Genomic DNA, 15,266 nt, shown 5'->3' with positions numbered 1-15,266 from the left:
CTATGCTGCTATCCACTTCATCCAAGACGCTTAATCTAACCTCTCCCCAGGTGATGGGCATACTGAACCTGACACCGGATTCCTTTTCCGACGGCGGTCGCTTTGTCGCCCGCGATGCGGCCCTGCGCCATGCCCTGCAGATGGTGCGGGACGGGGCCGGCATCATCGATGTGGGTGGTGAATCGACCCGGCCTGGTGCGGACGAGGTTGGCGAGCAGCAGGAGCTGGAGCGGGTGGTGCCGGTGATCGAGCTGCTGCGGGCCGAACTGGACTGCTGGATCTCCGTCGATACCAGCAAGGCGGTGGTGATGCGGGAAGCGGTGAGTGCCGGCGCGGATCTGATCAACGATATTCGCGCCCTGCGCGAGCCCGGCACCCTGGCGGTGGCGGCAGAAAGCGGCGCAGCCGTCTGCCTGATGCACATGCTGGGGCAGCCCAGAACCATGCAGCAGGCGCCGGGCTACAGCGACGTGACCGTCGAGGTGCTGGCGTTTCTGGAGGAGCGCCTGAGCAGCTGCGAGCAGGCTGGCATCGCCCGTGAGCGCATCTGCCTGGATCCCGGCTATGGCTTTGGCAAATCCCTGGAGCATAATTATGAACTGCTGGGCAAGCTCGGCCGGTTGCACGCCACCGGCCTGCCACTGCTGGTGGGCATGTCGCGCAAGTCGATGATCGGCCAGCTGCTGCAGCGGGACGTGACCGAACGCCTGGCGGGCACCCTGGCCGCGCACCTGTTTGCGCTGAGCCAGGGCGCGCATATTTTCCGGGTGCATGATGTAAAAGACATGTCCGATGCCATCCGGGTCTGGCAGCAGGCGGCACACTATCAGGGATAACAACGATGAGCAGAAAATATTTTGGCACCGACGGGGTGCGCGGCCGGGTAGGGGAAGCGCCCATTACACCAGAATTCGTGATGAAGCTGGGCTGGGCGGCGGGCAAAGTGCTGTCGGGCACCGGCACCAAAAAAGTACTGATCGGCAAGGATACCCGCATCTCCGGCTACATGCTGGAGTCGGCGCTGGAGGCGGGACTGTCCGCCGCCGGTTTGCAAGCGGCCCTGCTCGGCCCCATGCCGACCCCGGCCATCGCCTATCTGACCCGCACCTTCCGGGCCGAGGCGGGCATCGTGATCAGCGCCTCCCATAATCCGTATTACGATAACGGCATCAAGTTCTTTTCCCACGACGGCACCAAGCTGCCGGATGAGGTGGAGCTGGCGATAGAGGCCTTGCTGGAGCAGCCGATGGATTGTGTGCCGTCGGATCAACTGGGCAAGGCCAGCCGGATCAACGATGCCGCCGGCCGCTATATCGAGTTCTGCAAGAGCACCTTCCCCTCGGAGATGCATCTGGACGGGCTCACCATCGTGCTCGACTGTGCCCATGGCGCCACCTACCACATCGCCCCGGCGGTATTCGAGGAACTGGGGGCCAGGGTGATCCGTACCGGGGTGCAGCCCAATGGCCTCAATATCAATGACGAGGTCGGCTCCACCGCCCCACAGGCGCTGATCGAGGCGGTACTGGCGCACCAGGCGGATCTGGGCATCGCCTTCGACGGTGACGGCGACCGGCTGGCGATGGTGGATCACACCGGTGCCCTGGTGGACGGGGATCAAATCCTTTATGTGATGGCGCGCGATGCAGCCAGGCGGGGTACCCTGCACGGTGGCGTGGTCGGCACCCTGATGAGCAACATGGCGCTGGAGCTGGCGCTGGCCAAACGGGACATTCCCTTCGTGCGCGCCAGTGTCGGCGATCGCTACGTGATGGAAAAGCTGAAGGAGCACGGCTGGAAACTGGGCGGGGAAAACTCGGGACATATCATCAGCCTGGACCACAATACCACCGGCGACGGCATCGTCGCGGCGTTGCAGGTGCTGCGTGCCATGGTCGGAGAGGGCGTCAGCCTGCAGGCATTGTGTCGGGAACTGACCCTGTTCCCGCAGGTGCTGGTGAACGTGCGCTTCCAGCCCGGCAGCGATCCGTTGTCCAGTGGCGAAGTGCGGCGGCGGGTGGCGGCGGCCGAGCTGGCGCTGTCCGGCCAGGGGCGGGTGCTGCTGCGCAAATCGGGCACCGAGCCGCTGATCCGGGTGATGGTGGAGGGAGCGGATCGAGCCCTGGTGGAACAGCTGGCACGGCATATCGCCGAAGCGGTCTGATCCCGGGTGGGGAGTCTTTGTTGTTCTTTTGAGCATTTGGAACCAGTCGCTCCCGTCAGTTCGTGTTTTTGCCGACTTTTCGCGCGATCGAACCGCCTTTTCTAAAATTGCGCTTGTATCATCTCAAACGGATCGCTAGTATTAGCCCCGCTCCCGACAGCAGTCTGATGCGGGGCTCAGGCGCCAAGCAAAGGTAAGCTAAGATGTACGAAATTCTTTTAGTGGTGTATCTGCTTATCGCACTGGCTTTGATCGGTCTGGTGCTGATTCAGCAGGGGAAGGGTGCCGATATGGGCGCGTCTTTCGGAGCGGGTGCATCGAATACGGTTTTTGGTTCCAGCGGTTCGGGTAATTTCCTGACCAAGGCGACGACGCTGCTGGCAGCCGGTTTCTTTGTGGTTAGTCTGGTTCTGGGCAATCTGTCCAGCAACAGCACCCAGCAAGGAAGCGAGTGGGAGGACCTTTCCGTACCCGAAGTGGTGGAAAGTCCGGCCCAGGGTGATGTTCCTGTTGGCGACAGCAGCGATATTCCCGAATAAGCAAGTTTTTGCCGAGGTGGTGGAATTGGTAGACACGCTATCTTGAGGGGGTAGTGCCTGTATAGGCGTGCGGGTTCAAGTCCCGCTCTCGGCACCAAGACATAGTCAGGTTGAGATCATTTCCCGATTTGACTATAATCTCGCACGATTTCGGACGCGGGGTGGAGCAGCCTGGTAGCTCGTCGGGCTCATAACCCGAAGGTCGTCGGTTCAAATCCGGCCCCCGCAACCAATTTCACGTTCACTGCCTGCTCGCGGTGAATGGTCGTCGCGAGGCGACAATCAGGGTCCAGGTGAATAGCCCCGATTTGAAAATCGGGGCTTTTTGTTATCTGCACTTTGCCATCGGCGTGGCCGATGCGAATTCACTGGGCTGCGAGCCCTTTTTTTGTTTTCGGAGGGGGTAGCTTTGGCTACATTGGAACAACGATTGACCGAGATGCTTAACGAGCCGGTAGAGGCGTTGGGGTTCGAACTGCTGGGGCTCGAGTTCGTGCGTGCCGGCCGGCATTCGACGCTGCGTCTGTATATCGATCATGAAGATGGTATCGATGTAAATGATTGTGCCGAAGTCAGCCGGCAAGTCAGCGCCGTGCTGGATGTGGAAGATCCCATTTCCACCGAATATGATCTGGAAGTCTCATCCCCAGGGCTCGCCCGCCCCTTGTTCAAGCCGGCTCATTACCAGGCCATCATCGGCCAGGAAGCCGAATTAATGTTGCGCATGGCAGTGAACAACCGCCGCAAGCTGAAAGGCACCGTCGTGGCGGTGGAAGACACCATGATCCGGCTGGAGGTGGAAGGGAATGAATATCCCATCGCCTTCGCCAATATCCAAAGAGCAAATCTGGTTCCGAACTTTGACTAACGAGGCTATCGGACATGAATAAAGAAATATTGCTGGTTGTAGATGCCGTTTCTAACGAAAAGGCAGTGCCTCGTGAAAAAATCTTCGAGGCCCTGGAAACAGCCCTGGCCACGGCCACCAAGAAGAAATATGAAGGCGATATCGAAGTGCGGGTCGCCATCGATCGCAAGAGCGGCGATTTCGATACCTTCCGTCGCTGGCAGGTGGTGGAAAGTCAGGAAGCGCTGACCAATCCCTATCGCGAGATCACCCTGGAAGCGGCCCAGATCGACGAGCCGGAGATCCAGCTGGGTGACTATGTGGAAGATCAGGTAGACTCCATCACCTTCGATCGCATTACCACCCAGACTGCCAAGCAGGTCATCGTGCAGAAAGTCCGTGAAGCCGAGCGCATGCAGGTGGTGGAGCAATTCCAGGACCAGGAAGGCGAGATCATCACCGGCGTGGTCAAGAAGGCCACCCGTGACAATGTCATCCTGGATCTGGGCAACAACGCCGAAGCGGTGCTGTTCCGTGAAGACCTGCTGCCGCGGGAGTCGTTCCGCTCCGGCGATCGGGTCCGCGGCCTGCTGTACGCAGTACGTCCCGAAGCACGCGGTGCCCAGCTGTTCGTCAGCCGTACCAACCCGGACTTTCTGAAGGAACTGTTCCGCATCGAGGTGCCGGAAATCGGCGAAGAGCTGATCGAAATCATGGGTGCCGCCCGGGATCCGGGCAGCCGCGCCAAGATAGCGGTGAAGACCAACGATCGCCGTATCGATCCCATCGGTGCCTGTGTCGGCATGCGTGGTGCCCGGGTACAGGCGGTATCCGGTGAACTCGGGGGCGAGCGGGTCGATATCGTGCTGTGGGACGACAATCCCGCCCAGTTCGTGATCAATGCCATGGCGCCGGCCGACGTGGCCTCCATCATCGTCGACGAAGATGCCCACTCCATGGACATTGCCGTCGAGTCCGGCAACCTGGCCCAGGCCATCGGCCGCAACGGCCAGAACGTGCGTCTGGCGTCCCAGCTGACCGGCTGGGAACTGAACGTGATGACGGTGGAAGACCTGCAGCAGAAGCACCAGGTCGAAAGCGACAAGATCATGAATCTGTTTATCCAGCACCTGGATATCGATGAAGATTTTGCCGCCTTGCTGATGGAAGAAGGTTTCTCGACCCTGGAAGAAATCGCCTATGTGCCGGTCAGCGAATTGCTGAGTGTCGACGGCCTGGACGAAGACATGGTCGAGGAACTGCGCAACCGCGCCAAGGATGCCCTGACGACCCGGGCGCTGGCGCAAGAAGAATCTTTCGAAGGGGTGGAGCCGGCAGCCGAACTGCTCGCACTGCCCTCCATGACCCGGGAACTGGCCTATCAGCTTGCCGCCCGAGGTATTGCGGATCTGGAAGAGCTGGCAGAGCAAGGTATTGACGACCTTGAGGGCATTGAAGGTCTTAGTGAGTCCCTAGCGGGGGAACTCATCATGGCCGCCCGCAACATCTGCTGGTTCGGAGACCAGAACGAAGAATAAGATCAACGGAGGTAAATGAATGGCAGAAGTCTCATTAACGCAACTTGCCAGTGACATCGACACGCCGGTTGATCGTCTAGTCCAGCAGTTTCGGGAAGCCGGCATGGAGAAATCCACCGGCGACACGGTATCCGAAACCGAAAAGGCCGCCTTGCTTGCGTTTTTAAAGAAACAGCACGGCGCTAATGACGATAATGAACCCAAACGGATGACCCTGCAGCGCAAGACCATCAGCACTCTGAGTGTGCAGGGGGCCGGTGGCAAGAACAAGGCCGTACAGGTTGAAGTGCGCAAGAAACGCACTTACGTAAGGCGCGATTCGCTGGAAGAGCAGCAGCGTCAACAGGAAGCAGAAGAGCAGGCGCGTCTGGAGGCAGAAGCCCAGGCCCGCCGTGAGGCCGAAGAACTGGCCAGGCGCGAAGCAGCAGAAAAAGCCAAGCAGGAGGCCGACGCCAAGGCCAAGCGTGAAGCGGAAGAAAAAGCCCAGCGTGAAACGGAAGATAAGACCCGTCAGGCTCAGCTGCAAGCTCAGGACACCACAGAGCAAGGGGCCAAGAAACCCCAGAGCAAAGAGCAGAAAAAGGCGGATGATATGGCCAAGCGCGAAGCAGAAAACTTGAAACGTCAGCGTGAGGAAGAAGCCTTGCGTAAAGCCGAGCTGGAAGCCCAGCAGAAGGCGGAAGAAGTACGCAAACTGGCGGAAGAAAATGAAAAACGCTGGGCCGAGGAAGCCGCCAAGAAGCCGGAAGATGCTGACTATCACGTCACCACCAACCGTCATGCCCAGGAAGCGGAAGACGAAGCCGACCAGACCGAAGAGCAGAAGGCCCGTCGGACCGGTGGCAAGAAGCGCAAGGGTGGCAAGTCCAAGGAAGATCGTGAAGATCGCGAGAGCCGCAACGAACGCCAGAAGAAAGGCAAGCGCGCCAAGGTGATGACGCCCAAGTCGATGAAGCACGGCTTCCAGAAACCGGTGCAACCGGTCAACCGGGACGTGGAAATCGGCGAGACCATCACCGTGGCCGAACTGGCCAACAAGATGGCAGTCAAGGGTGCCGAAGTCATCAAGGCGATGATGAAAATGGGCGCCATGGTGACCATCAACCAGGTGATCGATCAGGAAACCGCCCAACTGGTGGCGGAAGAGATGGGTCACAAGGTCACCCTGCGTCGTGAAAACGAGCTAGAGCAGAAGGTGCTGTCCGATCGGGATACCGATGCCGAGCGGCAAACCCGGGCGCCGGTGGTGACCATCATGGGTCACGTCGACCACGGCAAGACCTCGACCCTGGATTATATCCGCCGGGCCAAGGTCGCGGCCGGCGAAGCCGGTGGCATCACCCAGCATATCGGTGCCTATCATGTCGAAACCGACAACGGCATGATCACCTTCCTGGACACCCCCGGTCACGCGGCCTTTACCGCCATGCGTGCCCGTGGTGCCAGCGCGACCGATATCGTCATCCTGGTAGTGGCGGCCGACGACGGCGTCATGCCGCAGACCGTCGAAGCCATCCAGCACGCCAAGGCGGCGGGGGTGCCGCTGATCGTGGCGGTGAACAAGATGGACAAGCCCGAAGCGGACATCGATCGGGTCAAGAGCGAACTGTCCCAGCACGGCGTCATGTCGGAAGACTGGGGCGGCGAGAACATGTTCGTCTATATCTCCGCCAAGACCGGCCAGGGTATCGATGAACTGCTCGAGGCCATACTGCTGCAGGCGGAAGTACTGGAGCTGACCGCGGTACACGACGGCATGGCGTCCGGCGTGGTGATCGAGTCTCGTCTCGACAAGGGCCGTGGTCCGGTGGCGACCGTGCTGGTACAGGAAGGTACCCTCAACCAGGGCGACATCGTGCTGTGCGGCCTGGAATACGGCCGGGTACGGGCGATGAAGGACGAGCTGGGTCGCGAGATCAAGTCGGCCGGTCCTTCCATTCCGGTGGAAATCCTGGGGCTCTCCGGCGTGCCGGCGGCGGGTGATGAAGCTACCGTCGTGCGCGACGAGAAAAAAGCCCGGGAAGTGGCCATGTACCGCCAGGGCAAATTCCGCGAGGTCAAGCTGGCTCGTCAGCAGAAAGCCAAGCTCGAGAACATGTTCGCCAACATGAGCGAAGGTGAAGTGGCGGAAGTGAACCTGGTACTGAAGGCCGATGTGCAGGGCTCCATCGAGGCGATTGCCGACTCCTTGCAGAAGCTGTCCACCGACGAGGTCAAGGTCAAGATCATCGGCTCCGGGGTCGGTGGTATCACCGAAACCGATGCCAGCCTGGCGGCGGCGTCCAACGCCATCATCCTGGGCTTCAACGTGCGTGCCGACGCGGCCGCGCGCAAGATGATCGAGGCGGAAGAGATCGATCTGCGCTACTACAGCGTGATCTATGAACTGCTGGACGAAGTGAAGCAGGCCATGACCGGCATGCTGGCGCCCGAGTTCAAGCAGGAGATCATCGGCCTGGCCCAGGTGCGCGACGTGTTCCGCTCGCCCAAGTTCGGCGCCATCGCCGGCTGTATGGTCACCGAGGGCGTGGTCAAGCGCAGCAGCCCGATCCGGGTACTGCGTGACAACGTGGTGATCTACGAAGGTGAGCTGGAGTCGCTGCGCCGCTTCAAGGACGACGTGTCCGAAGTGCGCAACGGCATGGAGTGCGGCATTGGCGTGAAAAACTATAATGACGTACGGGTCGGCGACCAGATCGAGGTGTATCAGGTTGTGGAAGTACAGCGCACCCTGTAAGGGCGCCGCTATCCACGCCTGAGCACAGAGAGTATTAATCAACGGGGGCCTTGGGCCCCCTTTGTCTTGGAAAGAGATTTATGGCCAGAGAATTCAGCCGTACCCGCCGGGTTGGGCAGGAACTGCAAAAAGAAATTGCGATGATCCTGCAGCGGGAAATCAAGGACGAACGCCTGGGGATGGTGACCGTGTCGGGGGTGGAAGTGTCCCGGGACCTTAACTATGCCAAGGTGTTCGTCACCTTCCTGGAGAACGATGCGGAGCGCATCGAAAAAGGCATGGCGGCGCTCAAGGATGCCAGCGGCTATATCCGCAGCCTGGTGGCCAAGGCGGTGCGGCTGCGGGTCACCCCCGAGCTGCGCTTCGTCTACGACCAGAGCCTGGTGGAAGGGATGCGTATCTCCACCCTGGTGTCCAGCACCATAGAGGAAGACAAGCGGCGCAGTGCCGGCCGGGATGATGAAGCGGAACAAGAGGACCAGAACTGAGATGGGGCGTCAGCGTCGTTTTCGTGGCCGTGAGGTAGACGGCATCCTGCTGCTGGACAAGCCGGCGGGCATTACTTCCAACGATGCCCTGCAACAGGTCAAGCGTATCTACGCCGCCGCCAAGGCCGGGCACACCGGTGCCCTGGATCCCCTGGCTACCGGCATGCTGCCGATCTGCCTGGGCGAGGCCACCAAGTTTTCCCAGTTTCTGCTGGAAGCGGACAAGCGCTATCGGGTCGTCGCCAAGCTGGGCGAACGTACCGACACCAGCGACGCGGACGGCGAGGTGGTGGAAACCCGACCGGTCGATGTGTCCACCGGCGATCTGATCGAGGCGCTGGACCATTTCCGCGGCGACATCGAGCAGATCCCCTCCATGTACTCGGCGCTCAAGTACCAGGGCAAGCCCCTGTACCAGTACGCCCGCGAGGGCATAGAGGTGCCGCGTGAAGCCCGGCCGATCACCGTGTTCGAGCTCAAGCTGCTGCGTTTCGAGGGCGACGAAGTCGAACTCGAGATCCACGCGAGCAAGGGCACCTATATCCGCACCATAGTGGACGATCTGGGGGAACGCCTGGGCTGTGGCGCCCACGTGATCCTGCTGCGCCGGCTGGCCGTGGCCGGCTATCCGGCGCAGCGCATGCTGACCCTGGAGCAGCTGCAGTGCATCCTCGACAACTGCAAGGCGCAGGAGATTTCGCCGCGGCTGGAGCTGGATCCGCTGCTGCTGCCGATGGATACCGCGGTGTCGACCCTGCCGGAAGTGAACCTGTCCGAGCTGGTGGCGGGTTATCTGCTGCAGGGCCAGGCGGTACAGGTCTCCGGCGCGCCGCTGAACGGCTTCGTGCGCATCACCGTCGGTCCCGACAGCCGCTTTATCGGCGTCGGCGAAATCGACGATGACGGCAAGGTGGCACCACGCCGGCTGGTCCGCTGAAATTCTCGCATTTTCCGGTTGCCAAGGCGGGCTTTACTGGTAGAATGCGCAGCTCTGTTTCCGGCTGAATTAGTGATCGGCTGGGGAAATCATTCATAGTTTTTGGAGTACACAAGATGTCACTAAGTGCTGAAACCAAAGCCCAGATCGTTGCTGACTTTGCCCGCGGCGAAGGCGACACCGGCTCCCCCGAAGTTCAGGTAGCCCTGCTGAGTGCCCAGATCAACCATCTGCAAGGCCACTTCAAGCAGCACATCCACGATCACCACAGCCGTCGCGGCCTGCTGCGCATGGTATCCCAGCGCCGCAGCCTGCTGGACTACCTGAAGCGCAAGGACGTCGAGCGCTATCGTGCACTGATCGAAAAACTGGGCCTGCGTCGTTAATCGACTCATCCGGTTCAAGAAAAAAGGAGCTTCGGCTCCTTTTTTCGTGGGCGCCGTCCCGCCGGTGTTTTTCATGAATAAACGGTGATTTTTGGCTTCACTGTTTCATCTCAGTAAATAATCCATTTCCCCCCTACCGGTTTATCCGGATCCTCGACGCCGGTAGAGTGAGCCCATCATCACCGTTTTCAGGAATTGCGGCTATGGCCCTCATGCCCGTACTGTTCGTTTCCCATGGCGCCCCCACTTTTGCCCTCGAGCCCGGGCTTGCCGGCCCCCTGCTGCGGCAAACCGGTGCGCGCCTGGCCAGGCCGGCGGCGGTGCTGGTGATTTCGCCTCACTGGATCACCCGCGAGCCAGAGGTGACCAGCGCCCGGTGGCCCGACACCATCCACGACTTCGGCGGTTTTCCCGATGTGCTCTACCGCTTGCAGTATCCGGCTCCGGGCCAGCCCGAGCTGGCCGGGCGGCTCGCGGCCCTGTTGCAGGCCCAGGGCTATCGGGTGTCGGCCGATCCGGCTAGGGGCCTGGATCATGGCGCCTGGGTGCCGCTGCGTTACCTGTATCCGGAGGCGGATGTGCCAGTGGTGCAGTTGTCGATGCCGGCCTGGCTCGACGGCGACGGCGCCTGGGCACTGGGCAAGGCGCTGCAGCCGTTGCGCGAACAGGGTGTACTGATAGTCGCGTCCGGCAGCCTGACCCATAACCTCTATGAATTCCGCATGGAGGCGGTCGAGGATGCCGGTTATGCCCGTGATTTTGTACGCTGGGCACGGCAGGCGGTCCGTGACCACGACCGGGCGGCGTTGACGAATTACCTGACTGTCGCCCCCCAGGGCCGGCGAGCTCATCCCACGCCGGATCACTATCTGCCCCTGCTGATCGCCGCGGGCGCGGCCACTGCCGGCGCCGGGGTGGAAGTACTGGAAGGGGGGCTCACCTACGGCACTCTGTCGATGGAATCCTATCTGTTTCATTGAAAAGACAGCCCCACGGGGCGCCGGCAGCGGGGAGTGGCTTATCGGTGCCGTATGCATCAATCACTGTGCGCTTTAAAAACGAATCAAGTATACTGTGCGGGCAAATTAAGAGACCAAACAGTTTAAGGAATCTACAACGTGAATCCTATCGTAAAAACCTTCCAGTACGGCCAGCATACCGTCACCCTGGAAACCGGGGTGATGGCCCGTCAGGCCACCGGCGCCGTTCTGGCCAGCATTGATGATACCGCCGTGCTGGTGACCGTGGTCGGCAGGCGCGAAGCCGATGAAAGCCGTGACTTCTTCCCGCTGACCGTGAATTACCAGGAGCGGACCTACGCCGCCGGCCGTATTCCCGGCAGCTTTTTCAAGCGCGAAGGCCGCCCGACGGAAGGCGAAACACTGACCGCCCGGTTGATTGACCGTCCCATTCGTCCGCTGTTTCCCGATGGATTCAAAAACGAAGTGCAGGTGATCGCGACCGTGGTCTCCGCCAACCCCGAGATCACCCCCGACATCATCTCCATGCTGGGCACCTCCGCCGCCCTGGCCATTTCCGGTATTCCCTTTGCCGGCCCCATCGGCGCCGCCCGCGTCGGTTACATGAACGGTGAATACGTGCTCAACCCCACCATCAGCGAGCTGAAGGAAAGCCAGCTAGATCTGGTGGTGGCCGGTACCGCCAACGCGGTGCTGATGGTGGAGTCCGAAGCCTCGGTGCTGCCGGAAGACGTGATGTTGGGCGCGGTGATGTACGGCCACGAGCAGATGGCTACCGCCATCAATGCCATCAACGAATTTGCCGCCGAAGTGGGCACTCAGCCTTGGGATTGGCAGCCGGCCGCGGAAAACGAAGCGCTGAAGGCCAAGGTGGCCGAGCTGGCCGCCGGCGAACTGGGTGAAGCCTACCGTATCATCGACAAGAGCGCCCGCCGCGATGCGATCAGCGACATCAAGGCCCGGGTACAGGCCGCTATCCTGGCAGAGGATCCAGAGCAGAACCTGAAGGAAGTGCAGGAGCAGCTGGGCAAGCTGGAAAAGCATATCGTCCGTGGCCGGGTGGTCCGTGGCGAACCGCGTATCGACGGCCGCGAGCCCGACATGATCCGTGCCCTGCACGTGGCGACCGGCCTGCTGCCCCGTACCCATGGCTCGGCCCTCTTTACCCGCGGCGAAACCCAGGCCCTGGTGGCCGCCACCCTCGGCACCGAGCGCGATGCCCAGCTGATCGACGAGCTGACCGGCGAGCGTGCCAACCGTTTCATGCTGCACTACAACTTCCCGCCCTACTGCGTGGGTGAGACCGGCATGGTCGGCAGCCCCAAGCGCCGGGAAATCGGCCACGGCCGCCTGGCCAAGCGTGGCGTCGCCGCCGTGATGCCGAGCCAGGAAGAATTCCCCTACACCGTGCGCGTGGTGTCCGAAATCACCGAATCCAACGGCTCTTCCTCCATGGCCTCGGTCTGCGGTACCTCGCTGGCGTTGATGGATGCCGGCGTGCCGATCAAGGCCTCGGTGGCCGGTATCGCCATGGGCCTGGTGAAGGAAGAGGAAGGCTTCGTGGTGCTGTCCGACATCCTGGGTGACGAAGATCACCTGGGCGACATGGATTTCAAGGTGGCCGGGACCAGCGAGGGTGTCACCGCCCTGCAGATGGACATCAAGATCGAAGGCATCACCAAGGAAATCATGGAAGTGGCGCTCAAGCAGGCGCGCAATGCCCGGCTGCACATCCTTAAGGTGATGGACGAAGCCCTCGAGACACCGCGTGCGGAAATTTCCAGCTTCGCGCCGCGCATCCACACCATCAAGATCAACCCCGAGAAGATCCGCGACGTGATCGGCAAGGGCGGCGCCACCATCCGCGCCCTGACCGAAGAAACCGGCACCACTATCGAGCTGGATGACGACGGTACCGTGAAAATCGCCGCCGTCGACGGCGAAGCGGCCAAGCTGGCCATCCGCCGTATCGAGCAGCTGACCGCGGAAGTGGAAAGCGGTACCATCTATGACGGCGAAGTGGTCCGCCTGGCCGACTTCGGTGCCTTCGTCAACATTCTGCCCGGCAAGGACGGTCTGGTACACATTTCCCAGATCACCGAAGAGCGGGTCAAGAATGTGTCCGATCACCTGAAAGTGGGTGACAAGGTGAAGGTCAAGGTGCTGGAAGTGGACCGTCAGGGTCGTATCCGCCTGTCGATCAAGGAAGCCAACAAGCCGGCCGAGCCCGAGGCGCCCGCCGCCGAGGACGCCAAGGCCGAAACCGTACCGGCCGACAACGCCGAGTAATTGGCGTCGAGCCAGAGTCTGTCAAGCCGGGGTCCTCCCCGGCTTTTTTGATCCCGGCCGGGGCCGAAAGGGCGGTTTGGGTGCTTCAGATCCACTTTCGCCGGCGGAAATACCAGATCTGGCCCATCACCAGCAGGGTCAGGGTCAGCACGAAGATACCGAAGGCCGCCGGGCTGTCCGCCAGTGGAATGCCGGCCAGATTGACCCCGAGCAGGCCGGTCATGAAGCTGAGCGGCAGGAACAGCGCGGTGATCACCGACAGCACGAACATCCGCTTGTTCAGCTGCTCCGACAGTTGGTTGGCCCTGGCGTCGTCCAGCGCCATGGCCCTTTCCCGCAAGGCCTCCATGTTCTCCAGGTAGCGATGCAGACTGTCCTGGGTTTCCCGCAGCGAGGTTTTCACCTCATGGCTGAGCCAGCCGTTGTCCTTGTCCGCCAGCAGCCGGGCGATGGCTTCCCGTTGCGGGCTGAGGTAGCGGCGAAACTGGATCAGCTGGCGGCGCTGGGTCAGCAGCTCGCCCCGGGCTTCGGCCAGGCTGTTGTCGAGAAAGCGGGTTTCCAGCTCGTCGATGGCGTCGTCCAGCTCGTCCACGATATCCGCCAGCGGACGTATCAGCTCGGCGACGAGATCGGCGAGCAGCGCATCGGTGTTGAGGGGACCTTTTTGTTGTGCCAGCCGCTGTTTCAGCATGTCTTCCGATGCCAGGGGGCGGTTGCGGGTGCTGACAATGCGATGGGGCTCGATCCAGATCCGCAGGGCGACCATGTCTTCCGGATCCGCCCCCGGGTTCTGGTTGACCTCGCGCAGGGCAATCAGCAGGCCGTGACCGTGGCTGGTGGCCCGGGGGCGGGTGGCTTCGCTCAGCAGGGCGGCGGTGGCGACCCGATCCAGGCCGCTGTGCCGTTGCAGCCAGTCCCGGCTGCGGTCGCTGCGATAGTCAAAATGCAGCCACAGGCAACCCTGCTCGGGCTGCCAGCGGGCGAGTTGTCCTGGGTCGAGCTCCCGGGCGCCGCCCCGGCCATCCAGCAGTAATGCGTGAATAAGTCCTTGATTCATTTTTGTTTTCTATTTGAAGGTGATAGCTCTATATATAGATAAAATGACCGGCGATGACAACTTGCCAACGGATGGCCGCCAACGCACAATAGCGGCTATCCCGGATACACGAGAGACATCATCTATGGAGCTGGCGGACTACCGGCGGGAATATCTTCAGGGCGGCTTACGGCGCAAGGATCTGCCGGATGAGCCGCTGGCGTTGTTTGAAAGCTGGATGCAGCAGGCCATCACCGCCGGGCTGGCCGATCCCACCGCCATGGTGGTGGCCACGGTCGACGAGCGGGGCCAGCCATACCAGCGCATCGTGCTGCTCAAGCATCTGGACGGCCAGGGCTTCGTGTTTTACACCAACATGGGCAGCCGCAAGGCCGGCCACCTGGCGGCCAATCCCCGCATCAGCCTGTTGTTTCCCTGGCATCCGCTGGAGCGCCAGGTGCATGTGACCGGCCGGGTCGAAAAACTGTCCACGGTGGAGGTGATGAAATACTTCAGCAGCCGGCCCAAGGACAGTCAGATCGGCGCCTGGGTGTCGAACCAGTCCTCCCGTATTTCCGCCCGCGGTCTGCTGGAGGCCAAGTTCCTGGAGATGAAACAGAAATTTGCCAGCGGCGAGGTGCCGCTGCCGAGCTTCTGGGGTGGTTTCCGGGTGCGCTTCGACTCGGTGGAGTTCTGGCAGGGTGGCGCCAACCGCCTGCATGACCGTTTCCTCTACCAGCGCAGTGATCACGGCTGGGCCATAGATCGCCTGGCCCCCTAGGAGCCCCCATGCTGATATTCAGAACCGAGCGCCCGGGTGACGGCGACGAGATAGATGAAGTGGTGTACGCCGCCTTCGACCGGCCGGCCGAAGCGGATCTGGTGCTGGCGCTGCGCGAGCAGGGCGCCATCAGCGTCAGTCAGGTGGCGGAATACGAAGGGGCGGTGATCGGCCACCTGACCATGAGCCCGGTGCTGATCGACGGCGAGGATCTGGGCTGGCTGGGGTTGGCGCCGGTCAGCGTCTGGCCCGATTGTCAGCGTCAGGGGGTGGGCTCCGGCATGATCAAGGAAGCGATCAACGCCGCCAACGAGCTGGACTGGGCCGGCATAGTGGTGTTGGGCGAGCCGGCCTTTTACCGGCGTTTCGGTTTCAGGCCGGCCCGGGAGCTGGGGCTGAACTGCCCCTATCTCGGGGTGGGCGATGCCTTTATGGCACTGGCGCTCAAGCAACCCGCCCCCCAGGGGCTGGTGACCTACCATCCGGCCTTTGACCAGCTGTAACAGGACCGGGGACCGGGGATGCTAACCCTCAAACTCGGGTC

14 protein-coding genes and 2 tRNA genes are annotated in these 15,266 nt (G+C 61.5%); 15 read left to right on the top strand and 1 reads right to left on the bottom strand.

Translation table 11 applies throughout. The annotated features are described in order from the left end of the window. Window positions 1-2: 2 nt before the first annotated feature. The 13 genes from folP to pnp all read left to right on the top strand — a co-directional run bounded on the left by folP (window position 3) and on the right by pnp (window position 12,905). Window positions 3-836, top strand: coding sequence for a dihydropteroate synthase (gene folP / locus C7H85_RS05685; protein WP_106728755.1), 834 nt, complete (start codon window positions 3-5; stop codon window positions 834-836). 5 nt (window positions 837-841) lie between these two features. Next, entirely contained in the window at window positions 842-2,164 is a 1,323-nt protein-coding gene (gene glmM, locus C7H85_RS05680; RefSeq protein WP_106728754.1) for a phosphoglucosamine mutase, read from the top strand. Window positions 2,165-2,367: 203 nt separating this feature from the next. Then, on the top strand, window positions 2,368-2,703 hold the full coding sequence (gene secG, locus C7H85_RS05675) for a preprotein translocase subunit SecG (protein ID WP_106728753.1): 336 nt from the start codon (window positions 2,368-2,370) through the stop codon (window positions 2,701-2,703). A gap of 10 nt (window positions 2,704-2,713) precedes the next feature. Further along, window positions 2,714-2,800: transfer RNA gene (locus C7H85_RS05670), tRNA-Leu, on the top strand. Window positions 2,801-2,858: 58 nt separating this feature from the next. Beyond that, a tRNA-Met gene (locus tag C7H85_RS05665) sits at window positions 2,859-2,935 on the top strand. A gap of 177 nt (window positions 2,936-3,112) precedes the next feature. After that, window positions 3,113-3,571 (top strand): ribosome maturation factor RimP, encoded by a 459-nt coding sequence (gene rimP, locus C7H85_RS05660; protein ID WP_106728752.1) that lies wholly within the window; start codon window positions 3,113-3,115, stop codon window positions 3,569-3,571. Window positions 3,572-3,585: 14 nt separating this feature from the next. Then, window positions 3,586-5,088 carry a transcription termination factor NusA gene (nusA, locus tag C7H85_RS05655; RefSeq protein ID WP_106728751.1) on the top strand — a complete coding sequence of 501 codons (1,503 nt, stop codon included), beginning with the start codon at window positions 3,586-3,588 and terminating at the stop codon, window positions 5,086-5,088. Between the two features lie 19 nt (window positions 5,089-5,107). Continuing rightward, a complete protein-coding gene (infB, locus tag C7H85_RS05650; protein WP_106728750.1) occupies window positions 5,108-7,825 on the top strand; it encodes a translation initiation factor IF-2 in 2,718 nt (905 codons plus the stop codon). Between the two features lie 80 nt (window positions 7,826-7,905). Next, window positions 7,906-8,313, top strand: a complete 408-nt coding sequence (rbfA, locus tag C7H85_RS05645; protein ID WP_106728749.1) for a 30S ribosome-binding factor RbfA — start codon at window positions 7,906-7,908, stop codon at window positions 8,311-8,313. A gap of 1 nt (window position 8,314) precedes the next feature. Further along, window positions 8,315-9,250, top strand: coding sequence for a tRNA pseudouridine(55) synthase TruB (truB, locus tag C7H85_RS05640; protein WP_106728748.1), 936 nt, complete (start codon window positions 8,315-8,317; stop codon window positions 9,248-9,250). A 116-nt stretch (window positions 9,251-9,366) separates the two neighbouring features. Then, entirely contained in the window at window positions 9,367-9,636 is a 270-nt protein-coding gene (rpsO, locus tag C7H85_RS05635) for a 30S ribosomal protein S15 (RefSeq protein ID WP_106728747.1), read from the top strand. A 203-nt stretch (window positions 9,637-9,839) separates the two neighbouring features. Then, complete coding sequence (locus C7H85_RS05630; RefSeq protein WP_106728746.1) at window positions 9,840-10,616, top strand: dioxygenase family protein; 777 nt, start codon at window positions 9,840-9,842, stop codon at window positions 10,614-10,616. Between the two features lie 138 nt (window positions 10,617-10,754). Continuing rightward, window positions 10,755-12,905: a polyribonucleotide nucleotidyltransferase gene (gene pnp / locus C7H85_RS05625; RefSeq protein WP_106728745.1), complete on the top strand. Its 2,151-nt coding sequence runs from the start codon at window positions 10,755-10,757 to the stop codon at window positions 12,903-12,905. An 85-nt stretch (window positions 12,906-12,990) separates the two neighbouring features. Here the strand turns inward: pnp and C7H85_RS05620 are convergent, their stop codons facing one another. Beyond that, on the bottom strand, window positions 12,991-13,962 hold the full coding sequence (locus C7H85_RS05620) for a zinc transporter ZntB (protein WP_106728744.1): 972 nt from the start codon (window positions 13,960-13,962) through the stop codon (window positions 12,991-12,993). A 124-nt stretch (window positions 13,963-14,086) separates the two neighbouring features. Between C7H85_RS05620 and pdxH the strand changes: the two genes are divergently transcribed. Together pdxH and C7H85_RS05610 are read left to right on the top strand one after the other, a co-directional pair. After that, window positions 14,087-14,722: a pyridoxamine 5'-phosphate oxidase gene (gene pdxH / locus C7H85_RS05615; protein ID WP_106728743.1), complete on the top strand. Its 636-nt coding sequence runs from the start codon at window positions 14,087-14,089 to the stop codon at window positions 14,720-14,722. A 14-nt stretch (window positions 14,723-14,736) separates the two neighbouring features. Continuing rightward, window positions 14,737-15,225 (top strand): GNAT family N-acetyltransferase, encoded by a 489-nt coding sequence (locus C7H85_RS05610; RefSeq protein ID WP_168388247.1) that lies wholly within the window; start codon window positions 14,737-14,739, stop codon window positions 15,223-15,225. Window positions 15,226-15,266 lie beyond the last annotated feature (41 nt).

The organism is Zobellella endophytica (assembly GCF_003012775.1).
Taxonomy (GTDB): Bacteria; Pseudomonadota; Gammaproteobacteria; order Enterobacterales; family Aeromonadaceae; genus Oceanimonas; species Oceanimonas endophytica.
Note: the sequence above shows the minus strand (reverse complement) of the source record. Positions and strands in the feature narration are given on the sequence as shown.

What these genes read in the sequence shown, in the direction of transcription:
- folP (WP_106728755.1), top strand. Translation starts at nt 3, where the DNA reads ATGCTGCTATCCACTTCATCCAAGACGCTTAATCTAACCTCTCCCCAG.
- glmM (WP_106728754.1), top strand. Translation starts at nt 842, where the DNA reads ATGAGCAGAAAATATTTTGGCACCGACGGGGTGCGCGGCCGGGTAGGG.
- secG (WP_106728753.1), top strand. Translation starts at nt 2,368, where the DNA reads ATGTACGAAATTCTTTTAGTGGTGTATCTGCTTATCGCACTGGCTTTG.
- nusA (WP_106728751.1), top strand. Translation starts at nt 3,586, where the DNA reads ATGAATAAAGAAATATTGCTGGTTGTAGATGCCGTTTCTAACGAAAAG.
- infB (WP_106728750.1), top strand. Translation starts at nt 5,108, where the DNA reads ATGGCAGAAGTCTCATTAACGCAACTTGCCAGTGACATCGACACGCCG.
- rbfA (WP_106728749.1), top strand. Translation starts at nt 7,906, where the DNA reads ATGGCCAGAGAATTCAGCCGTACCCGCCGGGTTGGGCAGGAACTGCAA.
- truB (WP_106728748.1), top strand. Translation starts at nt 8,315, where the DNA reads ATGGGGCGTCAGCGTCGTTTTCGTGGCCGTGAGGTAGACGGCATCCTG.
- rpsO (WP_106728747.1), top strand. Translation starts at nt 9,367, where the DNA reads ATGTCACTAAGTGCTGAAACCAAAGCCCAGATCGTTGCTGACTTTGCC.
- C7H85_RS05630 (WP_106728746.1), top strand. Translation starts at nt 9,840, where the DNA reads ATGGCCCTCATGCCCGTACTGTTCGTTTCCCATGGCGCCCCCACTTTT.
- C7H85_RS05620 (WP_106728744.1), bottom strand. Translation starts at nt 13,962, where the DNA reads ATGAATCAAGGACTTATTCACGCATTACTGCTGGATGGCCGGGGCGGC.
- pdxH (WP_106728743.1), top strand. Translation starts at nt 14,087, where the DNA reads ATGGAGCTGGCGGACTACCGGCGGGAATATCTTCAGGGCGGCTTACGG.